Annotated in this window: 20 protein-coding genes; 11 read left to right on the forward strand and 9 right to left on the reverse strand. The window is 69.6% G+C overall.

Annotation, left to right across the window (positions count from 1 at the left end; translation table 11 throughout):
• Both QZ483_RS05530 and QZ483_RS05535 read left to right on the forward strand, forming a co-directional pair.
• Nucleotides 1–234, forward strand: a 234-nt coding sequence (locus QZ483_RS05530; protein ID WP_297081990.1) for a superoxide dismutase, incomplete at its 5' end; no start/stop codon positions are given.
• Nucleotides 235–317: 83 nt separating this feature from the next.
• Entirely contained in the window at nt 318–1,022 is a 705-nt protein-coding gene (locus QZ483_RS05535; RefSeq protein ID WP_297081991.1) for a potassium channel family protein, read from the forward strand.
• Nucleotides 1,023–1,075: 53 nt separating this feature from the next.
• Here the strand turns inward: QZ483_RS05535 and QZ483_RS05540 are convergent, their stop codons facing one another.
• From QZ483_RS05540 to coxB, 3 genes are read right to left on the reverse strand one after another with little or no spacing between them, the layout of a single operon-like run.
• Entirely contained in the window at nt 1,076–1,477 is a 402-nt protein-coding gene (locus tag QZ483_RS05540) for a cytochrome c oxidase subunit 4 (RefSeq protein ID WP_297081992.1), read from the reverse strand.
• A 3-nt stretch (nt 1,478–1,480) separates the two neighbouring features.
• On the reverse strand, nt 1,481–3,214 hold the full coding sequence (ctaD, locus tag QZ483_RS05545) for a cytochrome c oxidase subunit I (RefSeq protein WP_297081993.1): 1,734 nt from the start codon (nt 3,212–3,214) through the stop codon (nt 1,481–1,483).
• On the reverse strand, nt 3,214–4,083 hold the full coding sequence (gene coxB, locus QZ483_RS05550) for a cytochrome c oxidase subunit II (RefSeq protein WP_367117086.1): 870 nt from the start codon (nt 4,081–4,083) through the stop codon (nt 3,214–3,216). The genes ctaD and coxB overlap by 1 nt, the downstream gene beginning before the upstream one ends.
• A 32-nt stretch (nt 4,084–4,115) precedes the next feature.
• Between coxB and QZ483_RS05555 the strand changes: the two genes are divergently transcribed.
• On the forward strand, nt 4,116–5,234 hold the full coding sequence (locus QZ483_RS05555; RefSeq protein ID WP_297081994.1) for a cysteine desulfurase family protein: 1,119 nt from the start codon (nt 4,116–4,118) through the stop codon (nt 5,232–5,234).
• A 107-nt stretch (nt 5,235–5,341) separates the two neighbouring features.
• On the opposite strand, the gene erpA is transcribed toward QZ483_RS05555, so the two are convergent.
• Both erpA and QZ483_RS05565 read right to left on the reverse strand, forming a co-directional pair.
• Nucleotides 5,342–5,695 carry an iron-sulfur cluster insertion protein ErpA gene (gene erpA / locus QZ483_RS05560; RefSeq protein WP_297081995.1) on the reverse strand — a complete coding sequence of 118 codons (354 nt, stop codon included), beginning with the start codon at nt 5,693–5,695 and terminating at the stop codon, nt 5,342–5,344.
• An 89-nt stretch (nt 5,696–5,784) separates the two neighbouring features.
• A complete protein-coding gene (locus tag QZ483_RS05565) occupies nt 5,785–6,756 on the reverse strand; it encodes a glycerate kinase (protein WP_297081996.1) in 972 nt (323 codons plus the stop codon).
• A 41-nt stretch (nt 6,757–6,797) separates the two neighbouring features.
• Between QZ483_RS05565 and nadA the strand changes: the two genes are divergently transcribed.
• The 4 genes from nadA (at nt 6,798) to QZ483_RS05585 (ending at nt 10,988) form a co-directional block, all read left to right on the forward strand.
• Nucleotides 6,798–8,003: a quinolinate synthase NadA gene (gene nadA / locus QZ483_RS05570; protein ID WP_297081997.1), complete on the forward strand. Its 1,206-nt coding sequence runs from the start codon at nt 6,798–6,800 to the stop codon at nt 8,001–8,003.
• Between the two features lie 32 nt (nt 8,004–8,035).
• Complete coding sequence (locus tag QZ483_RS05575) at nt 8,036–8,641, forward strand: DUF3043 domain-containing protein (protein ID WP_297081998.1); 606 nt, start codon at nt 8,036–8,038, stop codon at nt 8,639–8,641.
• 78 nt (nt 8,642–8,719) lie between these two features.
• Complete coding sequence (locus QZ483_RS05580) at nt 8,720–9,733, forward strand: aldo/keto reductase family protein (RefSeq protein WP_297081999.1); 1,014 nt, start codon at nt 8,720–8,722, stop codon at nt 9,731–9,733.
• A gap of 187 nt (nt 9,734–9,920) precedes the next feature.
• Entirely contained in the window at nt 9,921–10,988 is a 1,068-nt protein-coding gene (locus tag QZ483_RS05585; RefSeq protein WP_297082000.1) for a phosphoribosyltransferase, read from the forward strand.
• Nucleotides 10,989–10,999: 11 nt separating this feature from the next.
• Here the strand turns inward: QZ483_RS05585 and QZ483_RS05590 are convergent, their stop codons facing one another.
• Complete coding sequence (locus QZ483_RS05590; protein ID WP_297082001.1) at nt 11,000–12,004, reverse strand: quinone-dependent dihydroorotate dehydrogenase; 1,005 nt, start codon at nt 12,002–12,004, stop codon at nt 11,000–11,002.
• 32 nt (nt 12,005–12,036) lie between these two features.
• On the opposite strand from QZ483_RS05590, the gene QZ483_RS05595 reads away from it, so the two are divergent.
• A complete protein-coding gene (locus tag QZ483_RS05595) occupies nt 12,037–13,476 on the forward strand; it encodes a leucyl aminopeptidase (RefSeq protein WP_297082002.1) in 1,440 nt (479 codons plus the stop codon).
• Nucleotides 13,477–13,760: 284 nt separating this feature from the next.
• On the opposite strand, the gene QZ483_RS05600 is transcribed toward QZ483_RS05595, so the two are convergent.
• Nucleotides 13,761–14,099, reverse strand: a complete 339-nt coding sequence (locus tag QZ483_RS05600) for an oxidoreductase (protein ID WP_297082003.1) — start codon at nt 14,097–14,099, stop codon at nt 13,761–13,763.
• 90 nt (nt 14,100–14,189) lie between these two features.
• Here QZ483_RS05600 and lpdA point away from each other — a divergent pair, with 90 nt between their 5' ends.
• Genes lpdA through QZ483_RS05615 form a run of 3 tightly spaced genes read left to right on the forward strand, consistent with a single transcriptional unit; the run spans nt 14,190 to nt 18,346 of the window.
• Nucleotides 14,190–15,572, forward strand: coding sequence for a dihydrolipoyl dehydrogenase (gene lpdA / locus QZ483_RS05605; protein WP_297082004.1), 1,383 nt, complete (start codon nt 14,190–14,192; stop codon nt 15,570–15,572).
• A gap of 19 nt (nt 15,573–15,591) precedes the next feature.
• On the forward strand, nt 15,592–17,442 hold the full coding sequence (sucB, locus tag QZ483_RS05610; RefSeq protein ID WP_297082005.1) for a 2-oxoglutarate dehydrogenase, E2 component, dihydrolipoamide succinyltransferase: 1,851 nt from the start codon (nt 15,592–15,594) through the stop codon (nt 17,440–17,442).
• A 10-nt stretch (nt 17,443–17,452) separates the two neighbouring features.
• Nucleotides 17,453–18,346, forward strand: coding sequence for a TIGR01777 family oxidoreductase (locus QZ483_RS05615; RefSeq protein ID WP_297082006.1), 894 nt, complete (start codon nt 17,453–17,455; stop codon nt 18,344–18,346).
• On the opposite strand, the gene QZ483_RS05620 is transcribed toward QZ483_RS05615, so the two are convergent.
• Both QZ483_RS05620 and QZ483_RS05625 read right to left on the reverse strand, forming a co-directional pair.
• Nucleotides 18,330–19,601, reverse strand: a complete 1,272-nt coding sequence (locus tag QZ483_RS05620) for a protein kinase domain-containing protein (protein ID WP_297082007.1) — start codon at nt 19,599–19,601, stop codon at nt 18,330–18,332. The genes QZ483_RS05615 and QZ483_RS05620 overlap by 17 nt on opposite strands.
• Before the next feature lie 61 nt (nt 19,602–19,662).
• Nucleotides 19,663–21,232, reverse strand: a 1,570-nt coding sequence (locus QZ483_RS05625; protein WP_297082008.1) for an MMPL family transporter, incomplete at its 5' end; no start/stop codon positions are given.

Consider the following 21,232-nt stretch of genomic DNA (forward strand, 5'->3'; position numbering starts at 1 on the left):
TGGGACACCATCGGCAAGAAGCTCATCATCGTGCAGCTGTACGACCAGCAGGGCAACGTCCCCGTGGGTCTGGTCCCGCTGCTCATGCTCGACATGTGGGAGCACGCCTTCTACCTGCAGTACCGCAATGTCAAGGCGGACTACGTCAAGGCGTGGTGGAACGTGGTGGACTGGGCGAACGTCCAGCAGCGCTTCATCACCGCGACCGCTACGCAGGGCCTCATCGTCCAGTAGCCGTCGCACGTCGACAGGAGCGGGTTCCCTTCGGGGACCCGCTCCTTCGCGTTCGGGGACCCTCTCATCGCTAGGGTGGCGTCATGACGACTTCCGCCGCCGAGCCGAGCGACGACACCAACGCGCCCGTCGCGCGGCTCTCGTCGCTGTGGCTGCTCCTGGGAAGCCTCGCGCTCCTCCAGTTCGGCTACCCCGTCACCGAGGCGGGACAAGGTTGGACCATCGTCTACCTGCTCGTGTACGGAGGCGTGATCGGCTACGTGGTCCTCACTGCTCGAGCCGACGCAAAGCGCTACTGGCCCCTGCTGGCGCTCGCTGCGGCGGCCATCGTCGGGGGAACGTGGTTCGCCATCCAGCAGGACTCAGGGGCCGCTCAGGTAGCGATGCTGGCCGGGGTGGGCATGCTGCAACTCGCTCTCCTCATCGTGCTCGCGGCCGCGCTGATCAAGCCGCCGACGTACGCACAGGTCTCTCACCTGCTCCTGATCGCCGTGTGCGCCTACCTGCTGCTGGGCGGGGTCTTCGGCGTCGCCGCCAGCCTCATGGAGCTGCAGTCCCCGGGCAGCTTCACGGACCCGACAGTCGCCTCGGGCACCGTGCCGTGGCAGAGCCTCTTCTATGCCAGTTACGTGACGCTCGCGACCCTCGGGTTCGGCGACGTGGTCCCGACCGCCCTGTGGGCGCGCTCGCTGCTGTCGCTCGAGGCCGTGGTCGGCACACTGTTCGTGGCCGTGGTCATCGCACGACTCGTGGGGGTCATCGGCGCGCGCCACAGCCGGGAAGGCTGACGCTCAGCACTGCAACGGGCACAGCAGCACCAGCGGGGGCCGCCGCGTCGGAGTCAGTGCGCGTGGCGACCCGTCGAGAACTCCATGACCCAGCCCACGAGCCCGATGGTGCCGATGATCCCTGCGGGGACCATGATCCACCACCCGACGGCCATGGCGACGAAGGCCAGGGCGGCGCCAATCGAGATGACCAGGGGCCACCAGCTCCACGGGGCGAAGACACCCTGTTCGCCGGCGAGCTGGGCGATGTCACCGGTCTCGTCATCCTCGGGGCGGACGCCGTGGCGACGCTCGAGCATCTTGAAGTAGATGCCGACCATGAGGAACAGACCACCGGTGAGGAGGATGCACGTGACCCCCACCCACTCGGCCCAGCTCGTGAAGATCCCGTACGCCGTGGCGGCGACGAAGAAGAAGATCGAGGGGATCCAGAAGATGTTCGACTCGAGGCGCACGGCTCAGTTCTCCTTGTCCGAGGCCGGGGTGACGGGTGCGTGGTCCGTGCCCGCGCCGTGGTGCGCGGCATGGTCGCGCGCTGCGGCCTCCGGGTGATGCAGGTCGAACGCGGGGCGCTCCGATCGGATGCGCGGGATCGAGGTGAAATTGTGCCGCGGCGGCGGGCAGCTGGTCGCCCACTCGAGCGAGTTGCCGTAGCCCCATGGATCGTCGACGGTCACCTTGGATGCGCGCTTGGACGTGATGTAGACGTTCCACAGGAACGGCAGCGTCGACAGCGCCAGGATCACGGCGCCCACGGTCGAGACCTGGTTCATGAACGTGAAGCCGTCCTCCGGCAGATAGTCGACGTAGCGTCGCGGCATGCCCGAGGCACCCAGCCAGTGCTGGATGAGGAAAGTGGTGTGGAAGCCCACGAACAGTAGCCAGAAGTGAACCTTGCCCCAGCGCTCGTTGAGCATCTTGCCGGTGAACTTGGGCCACCAGAAGTAGAAGCCCGCGAACATCGCAAACACCACGGTGCCGAACACCACGTAGTGGAAGTGCGCGACCACGAAGTACGAGTCGGACACCGGGAAGTCCAGCGGCGGCGAGGACAGGATCACGCCGGTGAGTCCACCGAAGAGGAACGTGATGATGAAGCCGAGCGACCACAGCATCGGCGTCTCGAACGAGAGCTTCCCTCGCCACATGGTGCCGATCCAGTTGAAGAACTTCACGCCTGTCGGGACCGCGATCAGCATGGTCATGAAGGCGAAGAACGGCAGGAGCACCGCGCCCGTCACGTACATGTGGTGCGCCCACACGGTCGCAGACAGCGCCGCGATGGCGATGGTCGCGTAGACCAGGCCGTGATACCCGAACAGGGGTTTGCGCGAGAACACGGGGAAGATCTCGGAGACGATGCCGAAGAACGGCAGCGCGATGATGTAGACCTCGGGATGGCCGAAGAACCAGAACAGGTGCTGCCACAGCACCGCTCCCCCGTTGTCGGGGTTGAACACCTGGGATCCCAGCACGCGGTCGGATCCCAGCGCGAACAGCGCCGATGCCAGCGGCGGGAACGCGAGCAGCACGAGCATGGACGTGACGAGCGTGTTCCACACGAAGATCGGCATGCGGAACATGGTCATGCCAGGGGCGCGCATCGTCACGATGGTGGTGATGAAGTTGACCGCACCGAGGATGGTGCCGAAGCCACCGAGCGCGAGTCCGAAGACCCACAGGTTGCCACCCACGCCGGGCGAGTACACGGCGTTGGATAGCGGGGCGTACGCGAACCAGCCGAAGGACGCCGCGCCCTGCGGGGTGAAGAAGCCCGCCGATGCGATCAGGCCGCCGAACAGGTACAGCCAGTACGCGAACATGTTGAGTCGCGGGAAGGCGACGTCGGGCGCGCCGATCTGGAGCGGCATGATGACGTTCGCAAAGCCCGCGAACAGGGGTGTCGCGAACAGCAGCAGCATGATCGTGCCATGCATGGTGAACAGCTGGTTGTACTGCTCGGCGGACTGCACCACCTGCATGCCGGGGGCGAACAGCTCCGCACGGATCAGTAGCGCCATCACGCCGCCGATGATGAAGAAGATGAACGACGTGATCAGGTACATGTGCCCGATCGTCTTGTGGTCGGTCGAGGTGATCCACTTGACCACGATCGAGCCCTTGCGCTCGGGGGCGGCGGTGATCGCCGGGGCGTCACCCACGTGGGTGCTCTCGTACGCGACGGTGGCCATCACTCAGTCTCCCCGTGCTCGTCTGCGATCCTTACGACCTGGTCGCGGCTGTACTCGAGTCCCAGTGCGCCTTCGTTGCCGCGGTCCCGCAGCTCCTGCATATACGCGTCGTACTCGGCACGCTCCACGACCTTGACGTTGAACAGCATCGACGCGTGGTACTCGCCGCACAGCTCGGCACACTTGCCCTGGTAGGTGCCGACCTCGGTGGGCATGACCTGCCACTCGTTGGTCTTGCCCGGGACGGTGTCCTCCTTGTAGAGGAAGGCCGGGATCCAGAACGAGTGGATGACGTCGCGCGAGTCCAGGTAGAAGTGCACGGTCTCGTCGACCGGCAGATACAGCGTGGGAAGCGTCTCCTCGACGCCCTCCTCGCCCGTGAGGTTCGCCTGCACGCCCGGGTCGTACACGTCGTCGGTGAGATAGTTGAAGTCCCAGCTCCACTGCTTGCCGACCACCTGGATCTCGACGTCGGCATCGCCGGAGACGTCGGTGAGCTCCGCGATGTCCTCGGCGGTGTACTTGAACAGCACGCCGATCGCCATCAGCGGCACGAGCGTGTACATCAGCTCGAGCGGCAGGTGCACGCGCGTCTGCACAGGCAGCTTGTCGTCGTCCTTGCGCTTGCGGTACACCGCGATGCACCACAGGATCAGACCCCAGGTGATGACACCGACGACGAGCGCGGCGATCCACGAACCATTCCACAGCGTGATGATGGTTCCGGTCTGGTCGGTGATGTCGGGCGTGGACGGGAGAGCGCCGTTCTCGATGCCCTGAGAACAACCAGCGAGCAGGGCAGACGCACCCAGCGCGATGGCACCGATCAGGGCTTTCGGGGGCATGGCAGAGCGTGGCTTCTTGGACACGCGGTCAGTCTAGCGCGCGATACCGTGGGGGCATGCCAGCCCCACGCGTGTTCCTCGACGCCGGAGGTCGCGCTCCGGTAACGCTTCGGACTCGTGAGGCGTTCCTCGCCGGGCTCGCCGACGGATGGGCGGATCCGCGCCGCCTGACCACCGAGTCACGCCGCGCGAGGGCCGTGCTCGACGGCGCTCGCGAAGCCATCGCGGACGCCCTTGGGGCAGAGCCCTCCCAGCTGCACTTCGTCTCCGGTCCCCACACCGCGTTCGACCACGCGATCGCGGGGATCCACCGCGCCAGGCGCGGGCGCGACCGCATCGTCGCCACGTCGATCGAGCGCCGGGCCGTGCTGGATGCGGCCGAGCACACGGCGCCGGGGCTCGTGGACCGCGTCCCGGTCGATCGCGACGGCCATGCCGACGCTGAGGCCTTCACGCGGCTGGTGTCCGACCCCGCTACATCTCTGTCGCTGGTGCAGCACGCGAATCACGAGATCGGCACGGTGCAGCGTCTCGAGGAGCTCGTCGATGCCACCGCTGCCGGCGGCGTGCCGCTGGTGGTCGACGCCTCCGCGTCGATCGGCCATGTCGACGCCCCGGTTCATTGGGACGCGCTCATGGCGGATCCCGCCGACTGGGGCGCGCCGCTCGGGATCGGCGTGATTGCGCTGCGCCCGCGCACGCGATGGCTCGAGGCCTGGCCAGGCGATGGACTGGCTCCGGGAGGGGTGTCGATCCCCCTGGCGCTCGCCGCGGCGGTCGCTCTCCAGGAGCGTCTCGAGACGCTGGCCGCAACCCGCGAGCGGCTGCACTCGCTCACCGCGCGCATCCGCGACGCGCTCGCCGCGCTCGAGGGAGTGACGATCGTGGGCGATCCCGACGAACGGCTCCCCCACCTCGTCACTGCCGCATTCATGTACCTGGACGGAGAGCCGGTCGTGTCACGGCTGGATCGCGAGGGCTTCGCGGTGGGATCGGGCTCGGCGTGCGGATCGGACACGTTTGAGCCCAGCGCGGTGCTCGCCGCCATGGGAGCCCTCACGCATGGCAATCTCCGGCTGGGCCTGCCCGTCGACGTGCAGGACGCGGACGTGGAACGCTTCCTCGCGGCGCTCCCCCGCGTCCTCGAGGACGTCCGCCGGACCATGCAGGGCTAGCTCGCCATCGGCTTGCCAGTCATCCTCGCCGCACGACCCCGGACGCGCGAACGGGCGGCGCGATCCGCGAGGGACCGGCGCCGCCCGTCGGCGCGAAAACTGTCAGATCAACTGAACGAGTCGCCGCACGCGCACGAGCTCGCGGCGTTCGGGTTGTCGATGGTGAAACCCTGCTTCTCGATCGTGTCGGCGAAGTCGATGGTCGCACCGTCCAGGTACGGCACCGACATCTTGTCGACAACGACCTCGACACCGTCGAAGTCGCGGATCGCGTCGCCGTCGAGCATGCGCTCGTCGAAGTACAGCTGGTAGATGAGTCCGGAGCAGCCTCCGGGCTGCACTGCCAGGCGCAGGCGAAGGTCGTCGCGACCCTCCTGGTCCAGCAGGCTCTTCACCTTGGCTCCAGCCGCATCGGTGATGACGACTCCGTGAGCGACAGCCTCCGTTGCAGTGTCCGTCATAGGCCGCCTCCTTTCCTCGTTCGTGTCTCCTAGGGTACGCCCGTCGACAGGCGAGGCGACACCCCCTGATGGGCGCGCCGCCCCTGCGTCTACTGGCGCCAGGTCTGCGCGAGCCGGCGCACCGCGTCCTGCAGACCGTCAACGCCCGACTGGCCCTCGTGGACTCCCGCCAGCCCCGCGTTCATCAGGTCACGACGGCCGATGCGCGTGTCGGGCGCCAGCACGACGGCAGGCAGGCCACGGGTCGCCGCGAGCAGTGCGGCGGCACGCGCCGCACCTTCATCGAGGTCGCGAGGAGTGAGCTCGGGGACGATAGCGACCACGAGATCGGCCTCGGCGGCGGCCTCCGGTGCGCCCGTGAGCGACACGAGCAGCGGCGCGGCGGCCTGCAGGTCAGCGCCGGCGGCGGCCAGGCAATAGGCCAATCCCCCCGCCGCACCCGACCCGGGCGCATCCGAGAGCCGCTGCCCGCCCAGCAGTGAGCGCTTGGCCGCCACCGCATCGGCGCTCAGGGCGATCGCGCCCCACCTCTCCTCCTGCTCCTGCGAGGCCAGCGCAATCGCATGATCGTTCTCGCGGCCGTCGCGCAACGCGGCGCTCATTCCCCGCAGCCCCAGCAACGGGCGCTGCGAGCCCACGGCCGCCACGAGCCCGATCGACCGCAGCCCGGACCGCATTTGCTCGACGCCACCCAGCCAGACGTCGGTCGCGTCGCCCGCAGCCGGCGTGTCGCCCACGGGAACCACCACGGTGGGCGCGGGGCCCGCAGCATGCTCCGCGGCGAGTCCCAGCAGCGCTGAGGCGAGAGCGTTCGGCTCCCACCGTCCGGAGCCGTCGGCAGGCGCGAGCACCAGCGAGCCGCTCGCCTCGACCACCTCCGCACCTCCCACCCGGGTACGAGGGCCAGCCAGCGCATCGGCGCTGCGTGCTCCCCCATCGCCAAGAGGAAAGGCATCGACGCTGGCGCCGGCCCAGGCATCGGCCACGATTCTCGCGACCTCGGGAGCGGGCACGGGCGCGTCCTGGCCGGGCCAGTGCTGGGCGAGGACGGTAACGCGCATGCCCACCAGTGTGCCGTGACGAGCGTGCGACAATGACACCCATGAGCACGACCTTCACGGAACCGGCCGCGTCACCGGCGCTGCTCCTGCTGGGAGAGCGCCGCGACCCGCTGTCCGAGCGCGGCGTCGACTGCCCGGGCGACCTCCCTGCAGCATCGGACCCGGGGCTCGTCGAGCGCGCCCGCGCCGCCAAGGAGGCGCTGGGCGACCGCGTCTTCATCCTGGGCCACCATTACCAGCGCGACGAAGTCATCCAGTTCGCTGACGTCACGGGCGACTCGTTCAAACTCGCGCGCGACGCGGCCGCGCGTCCCGAGGCGGAGTTCATCGTCTTCTGCGGCGTGCACTTCATGGCCGAGAGCGCGGACATCCTGACGTCCGACGAGCAGACCGTGGTGCTGCCGGACATGGCCGCCGGCTGCTCGATGGCGGACATGGCGAACATCAACCAGGTCGAGGATGCCTGGGAGCAGCTCGCCGAGGCGGGGATCGCGGACCGCACCGTGCCCGTCACCTACATGAACTCGACCGCCGCCATCAAGGCGTTCTGCGGCCGCAACCAGGGCGTGGTGTGCACCTCGTCGAACGCGGAGGTCGCGCTGCGCTGGGCCTACGACCAGGTGGGCGGCGTCGACGGCGACGGCAAGGTGCTGTTCCTGCCCGACCAGCATCTGGGCCGCAACACCGCCGTGCTGAAGCTGGGCCTCGAGCTCGAGGACTGCGTGGTCTACGACCCCCGCAAGCCCTACGGCGGCAACACTCCGGAAGAGCTGCAGCGGGCCCGCGTGATCCTGTGGAAGGGCCACTGCTCCGTGCACGGCCGCTTCCGCAAGGAGAACGTCGAGGCCGCCCGCGAGAAGGTCCCCGGCATCAACGTGCTGGTTCACCCCGAGTGCACGCACGAGGTCGTGACGCGCGCCGACTACGTGGGCTCGACCGAGTACATCATCAAGACGCTGGACGCCGCGGAGCCCGGGTCCTCGTGGGTGATCGGCACCGAGCTCAATCTGGTTCGCCGTCTCGCGAACGCGCACCCCGACAAGGACATCCACTTCCTTGAGGACACGGTGTGCTTCTGCTCGACCATGAACCGCATCGACCTGCCCCACCTGGTGTGGGCGCTGGAATCGCTCGCCGCTGGCGAGACCGTCAACCCCATCGTCGTGGACCCGCAGACGCAGGCCGAGGCCAAGGTCGCCCTCGACCGGATGCTCGCGCTGCCGGCCATCGACGCGAAGAACGACTGACCGCCGCGACCGCGGCATCACGCAAGGAACCCATGAAGAAGAACACCGAAGACAGCACCACGCCCGACTCGACCGTCGAGGTCCCCGCCACCGACACGCCCGCCGAGGACGCCCCCGTGGTCGGCAAGGGACGCCCCACGCCCAAGCGCAAGGAGCAGGAGGCCGCCAACAAGCGGGGCCTGGTCGTGGACATGAAGGCCGACGCCAAGGAGCGTCGCGCGAAGGCGCGGGCCGAGCGTGAGAAGGAGTACCAGGCCATGCGCGCGGGCGACGAGCGCAACATGCCCCTGGAGCACCGCGGCCCCGAGCGGCGCTTCCTGCGCGACTACGTGGACGCGCGCATGTCGATCGGCGAGTTCCTGCTGCCCATCGCGATCCTGTTCGTGATCCTGTCGCTGTTCCTCAACCAGGCGGGCCCCGCAGGCTTCCTCATCATCGTCTTCTTCTACGTGGTCGTGCTCGCGGCGGGCATCGAGACCTTCATCACCGTGCGCCGCGTGAAGAAGCACTTCATCGCCAAGTTCGGGGAGAACAAGATCCCTCGCGGCTGGACGTTCTACATCATCGCGCGAGCGCTGAACCTGCGTCGTTTCCGCGTGCCGCGGCCCAAGGTCAAGCGCGGCGAGTACCCGGTCTGACCGGCGGTTTCCAGGGCGCCTCCAACTCCCTGACCATCCGGTAGGACACGTGCCCTCCACCCCCGTAGGGTGGAGGGCATGATCAACTATCGATACCTCGGCAACTCCGGCCTCAAGATCACGGAGCTCACGTACGGCAACTGGCTGACGCACGCGTCGCAGGTCGCCAACGAGCAGGCGGCGGCGTGTGTGAGGGCGGCGCTCGACGTCGGCATCTCGTCCTTCGACACCGCGGACGTGTACGCCAACACCGCAGCAGAAACCGTCCTGGGCGACATTCTCAAGGGCGAGCGCCGCGAGAGCCTCGAGATCTTCACCAAGGTCTACTGGCCCACCGGCCCCGGCGGCGCCAACGACACCGGCCTGTCGCGCAAGCACATCATGGAGTCGATCAACGGCTCGCTCACCCGCCTCCAGACCGACTATGTTGACGTCTACCAGGCGCATCGCTACGACCACGAGACCCCGCTCGAGGAGACGATGACCGCGTTCGCGGACATCGTGCGACAGGGCAAGGCGCTGTACATCGGGGTCAGCGAGTGGACCGCGGACCAGATCCGCGAAGGAGTGAAGCTCGCCGACCAGCTCAACTTCCAGCTGATCTCGAGCCAGCCCCAGTACTCGATGCTGTGGCGCGTCATCGAGGACGAGGTCGTGCCCGCGTCCGAGGAGTCCGGCGTGAGCCAGATCGTGTGGTCCCCCGTCGCGCAGGGCGTGCTCACCGGCAAGTACAAGCCGGGCGAGGCCCCGCCCGCAGGCTCGCGCGCCACGGACGAGAAGGGCGGCGCCAACATGATCAAGCGGTTCATGAACGACGACGTCCTGAACCGCGTCCAGAAGCTGCAGCCCATCGCCGATGAGCTCGACCTGACCATGGCTCAGCTGGCCATCGCGTGGGTGCTGCAGAACCCGAACGTCTCCGCGGCGATCATCGGCGCCTCGCGTCCCGAGCAGGTCACGGACAACGCGAAGGCCTCCGGCGTCGAGATCCCAGCCGAGCTCATGACGCGCATCGACGAGGCGCTGGGCGACATCGTCGAGCGCGACCCGAACAAGACGGTCGAGACCAACCCGCAGGGCCGCGTCGCCTGATCTGCTGAGTCTGTTCCGCCGCGTCTGGCCTCAGACACGCCTCGGCCCCGGAGTCCACTGGCCCCGGGGCCGAGGTGCATCAAAGGAGAAAACAAGCGTGCACGTGGCATGTGCACGCATAGGGTGAACGCGCCACCGGGGCGGGACGTTCCCGGCGTGCGCACGCCGCGCGACGTACCGTGAAGCCATGGCGTTGACGTGGAGCGAAGTCCGGGCGATCGTCGCCGATCTGGGTGTCGACCCGGCCGATCTGGTGCTCGCGGGAAGCGTGCCGCTGGTGGCCCACGGGATCGTCCCGACGGTGGGCGACATCGACGTGGTCGCGCTCGCACCAGCGTGGCAGGCCCTCGCCTCGCGCGGCGCGACGCCGCGCACCGGCGACCACGGCGACCTCGTGCTGGACCTGGGCGACGCGCAGGTCTTCTCCGGCTGGCATGGCACGAGGGCCGATGCGGTGGCGGCTCGGGCGGGCCTCGTCGACGGGCTGCGCGTGGCGTCGCTGACGGACGTCATCGCGTACAAGCGAGCGCTCGGACGTCCCAAGGATGTGGAGCACCTCGTGGCGCTCAAGCGTTGGGTGGACGACATGTCCGAGACCATCGCCACCCAGCCCCGAGCGGCCGTTCCTTTCGCCGACCGCGCGCACGCGGGTGAGATGCTCGCACCCATCGTGGCGGCTCTCGAGCCCGTGAATCCCCTGGTGCTCGCTCTTCCGCGCGGGGGTGTGCCCGTCGCGGCCCCCGTGGCGCGCGCGCTCGGCTGCGACCTGGACGTGCTCGTCGTGCGCAAGCTGGGCGTCCCCTCTAACCCGGAGTACGGCTTCGGCGCGCTGGGCGAAGGCGCCGCTCCCCTGATCAACGAGCGCGTGGTCGCCGCGGCGGGGCTGCTCGAGTCCGAGGTCGCCCAGGTGATCCAGGCGGAGACCGTCGAGCTGGCGCGACGCGTCGCGCTCTACCGCGCAGGACGGCCTGCGCTTGACCTGACGGGCCGGCACGCGGTCATCGTCGACGACGGCTCCGCGACCGGCGCGACCGCGCGCGCCGCGGTCGCGGTCGCACGTGCAGTGGGAGCCGCCGCTGTCACCGTGGCGGTCGGCGCGTGTCCGCCGGACGTCCTCGAGCTCCTGAGCCGCAGCGCGGACCGCGCTGTCGCGGCGCTCCGGCCCGAGCCGTTCCTGTCCGTGGGTCAGTGGTACCGCGACTTCGCGCAGACCACGGATGAAGAGGTCCTCGCCACGCTCCAGGCCTCGCCGTGACGGCCCGAGCGTCAGCGTGACAGGTCGCGGTTGAGCCGGGCCACCCAGCCCGGTCCGCGGTACACGAACGCCGTGTAGACCTGCAGCAGGTCCGCGCCCGCGGCGAGCATCGCCCGTGCGTCCTCGACAGAGTCGATGCCGCCCACCCCGATGATCACGAGGCGCCTGCCTGCTCGCTCCCGCAGGCGCCGCACGACTTCGAGCGAGCGTGCGTGAACGGTGGGTCCCGAGAGGCCTCCCGCTCCGCGGTCGTGGGCGATGGTCGTATTGGTCGCGATGATGCCGTCGAGCCCCAGCTCGACGGCCAGATCCGCGACCGCGTCGACGTCCTCGTCGGCGAGATCGGGAGCGATCTTGACGAGCAGCGGCACCCGCTGATCAGATGCCGCGTCCGCAGCCTCGCGCACGGCCGCGAGGATGGGGCGGAGGGCCTCGGTGGACTGCAGATCACGCAGGCCGGGAGTGTTGGGCGAACTGACGTTGACCACGAGATAGTCCGCGTAGGGGGCGAGCCTCTCGGCTGAAAAGGCGTAGTCGGCCGCAGCGTCCTCGGGAGCCGTGACCTTCGTCTTGCCGATGTTGACACCCAGCACCACGCGCGCACCCGCCTTGCGGGACCGCAGCCGGCGCAGGCGCTCCGCCACCGCATCGGCTCCCTCGTTGTTGAAGCCCATCTGATTGCGCAGACCGCGCAGATCGAGCTCGCGCCACGACCGCGGCCGCGGGTTGCCCGGCTGCCCCTGCGCCGTGACCGTGCCGATCTCGACGAACGCGAACCCGGCCGCGGCGAGGCCCTCGACGGCCTCCGCGTTCTTGTCCATTCCGGCAGCGAGACCGACCCGGCCCGGGAACGTGAGGCCCAGGGCTCTCACTCGCGTGGTCGAGCGCGGAGTCAGCCGTGCGGCGCGGGCCGCGCGGAACCCCCAGCCGCCGTACCTGAATGCCCGAACGCCGAAGGTGTGCGCTCTCTCGGCATCGACCCGGGCGAGCACGTGGTCGTAGAAGAGCCGGTACACGCGACCAACCTAGCGCGGGATAGGGTCGAAGCATGACCACACTCAACGCCACAAGCGAGACTGTCAGCACCATCGACGCGGACGCCCTGATCCTGGGCTTCGACGGCGATGTGACCGCCCACGAGCTCCTCCCTGAGGAGGTGCGCACGGCGATCGCCCAGACCGCCGCCGCCCTCGACCCTTCCTCGAAGGTGGGGGCGACCACCACCCTTCCCGGCCTCGACGTCAGCGCGCGACGCGTCGTCCTCGTCGGCATCGGAGACGGCACCGAGTCCGACCTGCGCTTCGCCGCCGGCGCCGCCTCGCGCGCATGCGGCAAGAGCCCCGCGACCGTCGTGGTCGCCCTGCCGGTGACCGGCGATGCGGACGCCTCCGCTGTGGGCGAGGGCGCGCTGCTGGGCGCCTACACCTTCACGGACTACAAGTCGGACGATGAGGCCACGGACAAGCACCGCACCGCGTGGCTCATCGCCGGCGCCTCGGATGAGGCGATCCAGCGCGCGAACATCATCGCCGGCGCCGTCGCCAGCACCCGCGACCTCACGAACACGTCGCCGCTCGACCTGTTCCCCGCGTCATTCGCGGAGATCGCCCACGAGTACGCGTCGCAGCTGGGCGTCGAGGCTCTCACGTGGGAGCCGCAGCAGCTCGCCGAGCAGGGCTTCGGCGGCATCCTCGCGGTGGGCATGGGATCGTCGCGCCTGCCGCGCCTGGTCCGCCTGAGCTGGAGCCCCGAGGGCGCCACCGGCTCGGTCGCGCTCGTGGGCAAGGGCATCACGTTCGACACCGGCGGCATCTCGCTGAAGCCGCCGAAGTCGATGGAGACCATGAAGTCCGACATGTCGGGCGCCGCCGCCGTCATGAACCTCGTGTTCGCCGCCGCCCGCGCGAAGCTGCCGATCGCGGTGACCGGCTGGCTGTGCCTCGCGGAGAACATGCCCTCGGGCACCGCGCAGCGCCCGTCCGACGTCATCCGCCACTACGGCGGCACCACCGTCGAGGTGCTCAACACGGATGCCGAGGGGCGTCTCGTGATGGCCGACGGCCTGGCCCGCGCGATCGAGGACGAGCCGGACGTGGTGCTCGACATCGCCACCCTCACCGGTGCGCAGGGCGTCGCGCTCGGCACCCGGACCTCCGGCGTCATGGGCGACGACGCGATCCGCTCCGAGGTCGTTGAGGCCGCGGACGAGGTTGCCGAGGCCTTCTGGCCCATGCCCCTCCCCGCGCACCTGCGCGAGGACCTCGACTCCAAGATCGCGGACCTGCAGAACATCGCCGGCCCGGCGGGCGGCATGCTCTCGGCAGGCCTGTTCCTCAAGGAGTTCGTGGGTGACACCCCGTGGGCCCACCTCGACATCGCCCGCCCCGCCTACAACGAGGGCAAGCCCTATGGCTTCACCCCCGCAGGCGGCACGGGTGCAGCAGTGCGCACCATGTTCCGCTTCCTGGAGAAGCGCGCTGGCGTCTGATTCGCGCTGCTCCGAAGGCCCGGATCCCGCGAGGGAGTCCGGGCCTTCGCTTTGCCTGGGCCTGCCTGCTCGCCCGGCCACCGCATCGGCGCGCCGTACCGGTTCTGCACACACCCGTGACTTGTGGGACTGATGTTGCTCCCGTGCACGCACATGCACCACACCAACCACATGCGCACCAGGCGTGTGCAGAACGGGTGCGGACGCTGCGAAGGAGTCCGGAGCGGACAGGTCGTTCAGGGCGGCAGACAGAGGAGCCCCAGGAGGGCCGATGCGGTGGCCGGCTAGAGCTGCTTGCGGCGCTTCTCGTTCCACTCGCGCATGCGCGACGGGTAGCCCGACAGGTTGACGTCGAATGCGGGCACGCCGAGCTGCTTGGCCAGCTTGCGGGCGGTGACCGGGTCCGGCACACGACGGCGGGTCCACTCCCCCGTGTCCGCAACCACGACCATCGTGGTCTGCGTGACCCGCGTGGGAGGCTCGACGAAGGCCTCGCAGCCATTCCGGCTCGCGATGAACTCCTTGAAATGGGCGACCGTCTCGGCGCGAGCCTCCTTCGAGGCGCTGCCTGCGGCGGACTCGTCGGCCTTCTTCGAGCCGAACATTCGCGAGAAGAAGCTCATGCCCCCAGGGTAGTCATGGGTTGCGGTTCGCGTCACCGCTCTCAGGTGGCAAGATGGGACCTACCGACGTCCTCACAAGGAGCTCATACAGTGACCGAGTCCACCCCTCGCTCGTTTGACCTGATCATCCTCGGCGGCGGCTCCGGCGGTTACGCCGCCGCGCTCCGCGCCGCTCAGCTGGGCCTCACGGTGGGCCTCGTGGAGGAGTCGAAGGTGGGAGGGACGTGTCTCCACAACGGATGCGTCCCCACCAAGGCGCTGCTGCACGCCGCCGAAGTCGCCGACAACGCCCGCGAGGGCTCCAAGTTCGGGGTGAACTCGACGCTCGAGTCCATCGACATGACGGTGGTCAACCAGTACAAGCAGGGCGTCATTGACCGCCTGTACAAGGGACTCAAGGGGCTCATCAAGTCGCGCAAGGTGACCATGATCGAGGGTCACGGCACGCTGGTGGGACCTGACGCGGTCGAGGTACGCGGCGAGCGCTACACCGCCACGTCGATCGTGCTGGCGACTGGCTCCTACGCCCGCTCGCTTCCGGGGCTCGAGATCGGCGGCCGGGTCATGACTTCCGACCAGGCGCTCGAGCTCGACTACGTGCCGAACTCGGCGATCGTGCTCGGCGGCGGCGTGATCGGCGTCGAGTTCGCATCCGTGTGGAAGTCCTTCGGCGCCGACGTGACCATCGTCGAGGCCCTGTCGCACCTCGCGCCCAACGAGGACGAGGCGCTGAGCAAGGGCCTCGAGCGCGCGTTCCGCAAGCGCAAGATCGACTTCAAGCTGGGCGTGCGCTTCCAGGGCGTAGAGCAGACGGACTCCGGTGTGAAGGTGTCACTCGAGGACGGCACCGTCCTGGAGGCGGACCTGCTGCTGGTGGCCGTCGGCCGCGGACCGCGCACCTCGGGCCTGGGCTACGAGGAGCAAGGTATCCGCGTGGACCGCGGCTTCGTGCTCACCGACGACAACCTCCACACCGGCGTCGCCAACATCTACGCCGTCGGCGACATCGTGCCCGGCCTGCAGCTCGCGCACCGCGGCTTCCAGCAGGGAATCTTCGTGGCCGAGACCATCGCCGGAGTCCAGACCCAGCCGATCGTCGAGGCCAACATCCCGCGCGTCACCTACTGCGAGCCCGAGGTCGCTTCGGTGGGACTCACTGAGGCGCAGGCACGCGATGCTCACGGCGACGCAGTCGAGACCGTCGAATACAACCTGGGCGGCAACGGCAAGAGCCAGATCCTCGCGACCCAGGGCTTCATCAAGCTGGTCCGGGTCAAGGACGGCCCGGTCGTCGGTGTCCACATGCTGGGCGCCCGCGTGGGCGAGCAGATCGGTGAGGCACAGTTGATCGTGAGCTGGGAGGCGCACCCCGAGGACGTGGCGCCGCTGATCCACGCTCACCCCACCCAGAACGAGGCGATGGGCGAGGCTCACCTCGCGCTGGCCGGCAAGCCCCTTCACGCCCACGACTGATATCGGAGACAATGCCACCATGAGCAACGACGTCACACTTCCGGCCCTGGGCGAGTCCGTCACTGAGGGAACCGTCACCCGCTGGCTCAAGTCCGTGGGAGACACCATCGAGGTCGACGAGCCTCTCCTCGAGGTCTCGACCGACAAGGTCGACACCGAGATCCCGTCGCCGGTCGCCGGCACCCTGCTCGAGATCCTCGTCGACGAGGACGAGGACGCCGAGGTGGGCGCTGTCCTGGCGCGCATCGGCGACGCCGGTGAGGCCCCGTCGGGCGGTTCGGCTCCGGCAGCCGAGTCGGCTCCTGCCGAGGCGTCCGCTCCTGCCGAGGCGTCGGCTCCTGCTGAGGCGTCGGCTCCTGCTGAGGCGTCTGCGCAGGCACCCGCGCCCGAGTCTGCTCCCGCCCCTGAGTCTGCACCTGCGGAGCCGGCCGCGCCCGCGTCCGCACCGGCCGCCTCCGATGGCGCCGCCCAGGACGTGACGCTGCCCGCGCTCGGCGAGTCCGTCACCGAGGGAACAGTCACGCGTTGGCTCAAGTCCGTGGGCGACGACGTCGAGGTCGACGAGCCGCTTCTCGAGGTCTCCACCGACAAGGTCGACACCGAGATCCCGTCGCCGGTCGCGGGCACGCTCGTCGAGATCCTCGTGAACGAGGACGAGGACGCAGAGGTGGGTGCAGTCCTGGCGCGCATTGGCGACGCGGGCGCGGCGCCGGCAGCCGCATCGGCCCCTGCTGAGGCGTCGGCGCCCGCCGAGCCGTCGGCTCCCGCAGAGGAGTCTGCACCGGCGCCTGAGCCGACCCCTGAGTCGGCCCCGGCACCTGCCTCCGCGCCGGCTGAGGCGTCGGCGCCTGCCGAGCCTTCCGCACCCGCGTCGGCTCCCGCGACCCCTGTCCAGGAGTCCGCGCCGGCAGACGCTTCCGCCGCATCGACCGGCTCGGGCTACGTCACCCCGATCGTGCGCAAGCTCGCACGTGAGCGCGGCGTCGACCTCGCCACGGTCACCGGCACCGGCGTGGGCGGTCGCATCCGCAAGGAGGACGTCCTGAGCGCTGCGGAGGCTGTGGCGGCTGCCCCCTCGGCACCCGCATCGGCCCCCGCGCCGCAGGCGAGCGCCCCGGCCGCACCCAGTGCGCCGGTGGTGTCCGAACTGCGCGGCACCGAGGTCAAGATGACCCGCATCCGCAAGGTCACCGCAGACAAGATGATGGACTCGCTGCACGGCATGGCGCAGCTGACCTCGGTCATCGAGGTGGACTGCTCGAAGATCTGGGCGCTGCGCGCGAAGACCAAGGACGCGTTCGAGGCCAAGCACGGCGTCAAGCTCTCGTTCCTGCCCTTCTTCACGAAGGCCGTGTCCGAGGCGCTCATGGAGCACGCGAACATCAACGCGTCGGTCTCCGAGGACGGCAAGTCGATCGTGTACCACCCGGCGGTCAACCTGTCCCTCGCGGTCGACACCGAGAAGGGTCTGATGCTGCCCACGCTGCACGAGGCGGACGCGAAGTCGCTGCCCGAGCACGCCCAGGGCATCGCCGACCTCGCCCAGAAGGCCCGCACCGGCGGGCTTCAGGCCAGCGAGATCTCGGGCGGCACATTCTCCGTGACGAACACGGGATCCGTCGGCACGCTGTTCGACACCCCGGTGATCCCCGCGCCGCAGGCGGGCATCCTCGCGACCTGTGCGATCGTCAAGCGTGCCCACGTGGTCAAGGGACCCGACGGTGACGACGTCATCTCGATCCGCCCCATGTGCTTCCTGCCGCTGAGCTACGACCACCGCATCATCGACGGTGCGGACGCGGCGCGCTTCCTCCAGGCAGTGAAGAAGCGCATCGAGGCCGGAGCGTTCGAGGCGGACCTGGACCTGTAGAAGGGACCGCATGCGCGTCGTGGTCGCCGGCTCGTCCGGCCTCATCGGCACGGCCCTCAAGGAGTCGTTGCGCGCCGACGGCCACGACGTGGTCTCCCTCGTGCGCCGCGAGGCACGTACCGAGGGCGAGTCCGCCTGGGACCCCGCCGCAGGCGAGATCGACCGGGACCTGCTCGCGCGTGCCGATGCCGTCGTCAACCTCGCCGGCGCATCGATCGGCGACAAGCGCCTGACCGACTCGTACGCCCAGGTGGTGCTGCAGTCGCGGCTCGACGCCACCGGCACGATCACTCGCGCGCTGGCTGACGTCGCGTTCGAGGGCGTCCTGCTGCAGGGCTCGGCGATGGGCTACTACGGCGCGCGCGGCGAGGAGGAGCTCACGGAGCGCTCGCCAGCGGGCACCAACACGATACTCGCGAGGATCGTGGCGAAGTGGGAGGCGGCCGCCGCACCCGCAGCCGGCGCCGGTGTGCGCACGATCATCGCTCGCACGGGTCTCGTGCTGGCACCGCACGGCGGACTCGCGGAGCGCCTGCTGCCGCTGGTCGAGAAGGGTCTGCTGCGCTCATTCGGGAAGGGCGACGCGTGGCACGCGTGGATCACCCTCCACGACCACATCCGCGCGCTGCGGTTCCTGCTCGACGGCGACCACTCCGGGCCCGTCAATGTGATCGCTCCGCAGCCCGTGCGCGACGCGGATCTGATCCGGGCACTGTCCGAGGCGGCAGGCAAGTCTCCGGGCCTGCCCGTGCCCGCGTGGGCCCTCCGCGCCGCAATCGGGCCGGCCATCGAGGACCTGCTGTCGAGCCAGAAGGCCTCGCCCGGCGTGCTGCGCCGGCTGGGCTTCACGTGGGACCAGGCCCACATCGAGGCCGCCGCGGCCTGGGTCACCCGCTCGGCGTGACGGACTCGACGAGCCACCGCGGCGCGGAGCCGACGGCTGCGGCGTTCACCAGCGCCATCTGCACCGTCTGATCGAACGCCTCGACGACGGTGGTGACGCCGTCGTCCACGACGGTGTGCGCGGTCACGCGGTAGGACACGGTCACCTCTGCTCGCCTGTCGTCCTCCTCGGTCACGGCGACCGCGACCACGTCGACGTCGAGGCCCTCGTAGCTCACCGATCCCGCCGAGAGACGGGAAGCGAGGACCTCGAGTTCATCCGCCAGCTGGCCCGGCGCCGCCAGGGCGCGCAGCGCCTCGGCATCCGAGTCCGCGAGGGCGGCCACTCGGGCATCGGTGAGTCGCGACGCCGCGTCCCGGGGCGACTCCCACGCATCAGCGTGAGCTGATGGCGCGGCGACCGCGCCGGCAGGCGTGGGTGACGGCGAGACCTCCGCTCGCGGAGCCTCCCGCGCGAGCGCGGCGTCGACCACCGGTGGGACCAGGAGCACGACAGCTCCCGCGACCGCGAGTACTCCCGACACGATGCCGAGGCGCACGGCGGTCGTGCCACGGCGAGGCAGTCGGGGCGCCACGGCGCGCTGGGTGCGCTCGACGATGCGCGCCCGAGTCGCGCTCACCACGTCTGACGGCGGCACGGCGACCGGGACTGTCGGGGCCGCATCTCGCAGCGCGTCGTGGACGAGCGCCGCCGTGGGCCGGGCCGTGGCGTCGGGGATCACCATCGGCTCCGTCCACGCCGAGATGGGGCCGCGGCACCCGTCGTCGGCACACCAGCGCAGCAGCAGCCCGAGCGACGTCACGTCTCCGGGCTGGGTCGCCCCTGCTGAGCGTTCGGGAGCCTGGAACCCCGGGGTGCCCAGCTCGTCGTCCAGACCTCCCGACAGAGTGTCGAGAAGGGTGATCCCGCCGTCCCGGACCAGGACATTCGCGGGAGCGATGTCGCCGTGCGCCAGACCCGCAGCGTGCATCGCGCGAAGCGCATCGGCCACCTGCGCTCCAAGCCACGCGCACTCCCCCGCGCTGAGCGGGGCGCGGTGCTGGGCGAGCTCGGCGAGATCGGTGCCCGGGACCCGCGGGAGTTCGACGATCACCGTGCCGTCCGAGTCCATCGACACGCGCACCGGTGCGAGCACGCCGTCGTGATCGATCCGCCGCAGCGCCGCAGCACGCGCACTGACGCGCGCGAACACGTCGGGGCCGGATCCGACGGCCCGTCTCAGAACCTGACCCGTGCTGGCCGCGGACGATGGCATGGCTCCACCATGCCCGCCCCGCGACCCCGTCGGACGTTATCCACAGGTCGTGCTCGCGCGATCAGCTCGGGATGCGCTTGACCCACGGCCACCACGACGGACGGCCGATGTCGCCCACGAGCCCCGGCACGAGCAGCGACCGCACCACGAAGGTGTCGACCAGCACTCCCAGACCGACGATCACGGCGATCTGCGCAAGGAAGATCAGGGGGATCACGCCCAGGGCGGCGAACGTGGCGGCGAGCACGATGCCGGCGGACGTGATCACTCCACCCGTGACGGCCAGCGCTCGCCTGACGCCGGGCCTGGTGCCGTGCTGCAGAGACTCCTCGCGCGCCCTCGACATCAAGAAGATCGAGTAGTCCACGCCCAGGGCGACCAGGAACACGAATCCCAGCAGCGGCACCGCGGGGTCGGAGCCCGGGAAGTCGAAGACGTAGTTGAAGAGGATCGCGGAGACGCCGATGGTCGCGGCGTAGGACAGGATGTTCGCCACCACGATCAGAGCGGGCGCGACGATCGAGCGCAGCAGCATCACCAGCACGACGAAGATCACCGCGAGGATGGTCGGGATGATCACGAGGGTGTCGCGCTGGGTGGTGATGCGCGTGTCCAGCTGCTCGGCGGCCTGGCCGCCCACGAGCACCGACTCGTCGAGCGGGTGCACCGCGTCGCGGACGTCCTGCACGATGTCGGAGGCCTCGGCAGAACTCGAGGAGACCTGCGTGACGGCGACGACCTCGACGAAACCGTCGACCACGACCGGCTCCTCGGGCCCGGCGACTCCGGGAGGCGCACCCTGCGCCACTGAGGGTGTCAACAGATACGCCTGCTCTACCCCGTCGACGGACGCCGCGGCCTCGACCGCCGCATCGCCCTGGCTCTCGGGAACGAAGATGCGGATGGGCGACGTCGCGCCGGCATCGAAGTGATCCTCGAGGACCGCGGTGCCCTGGACGGAGTCGACGCGGCCCGTGAAGACGTCGCCCTCACCGAGCCCGCCAGTCTTGAAGGTGGGCAGGAACGCAGCGGCGATGACCAGCCCAAGAGCGGCGAGCGCCCACGTGCGGCGAGGATGCGCGTCGACGCCACGAGCGAGGCGCGGCCAGAAGCCCTTGCCCTGCGACGGATCCGCCACGACCTCGGACGCATCGCCCGAGTAGCGAGGCATCGCGGGCCAGAACACCCCACGAGCGTGCTTGCCACCGATGAGCAGCAGCGCCGGCAGCAGCGTGAGCGCCGCGAACAGCGCGGCCGCGATGCCGATCGCTCCCGCGGGGCCGAGCGCAGCGTTGGACTTGAGATCGCTGAGGAGCAGCACCAGGAGACCCAGAATGACGGTTCCGGCCGATGCGGCGATGGGCTCGAGGGAACGGCGCCACGCGTGCGCGAGGGCGGCGTACGGGGACTCGGTGCGCAGCAGCTCTTCGCGGTACCGGGCGACGAGCAGCAGCGCGTAGTCCGTGGTCGCGCCCACCACGAGGATGAACATGATGCCCTGCGACTGGCCGTTGAGCGTGATGACGTCGGCGTCGGCGAGGGCGAAGACCGCGAGGATCGCGCCCGTGAGCGCGATGAGGGCCGTCGACAGCACGAGGAACGGCAGCACGGGGCTGCGATAGACGATGAGC

The sequence above is a fragment of the uncultured Demequina sp. genome, assembly GCF_913055775.1.
Lineage (GTDB): Bacteria > Actinomycetota > Actinomycetes > Actinomycetales > Demequinaceae > Demequina.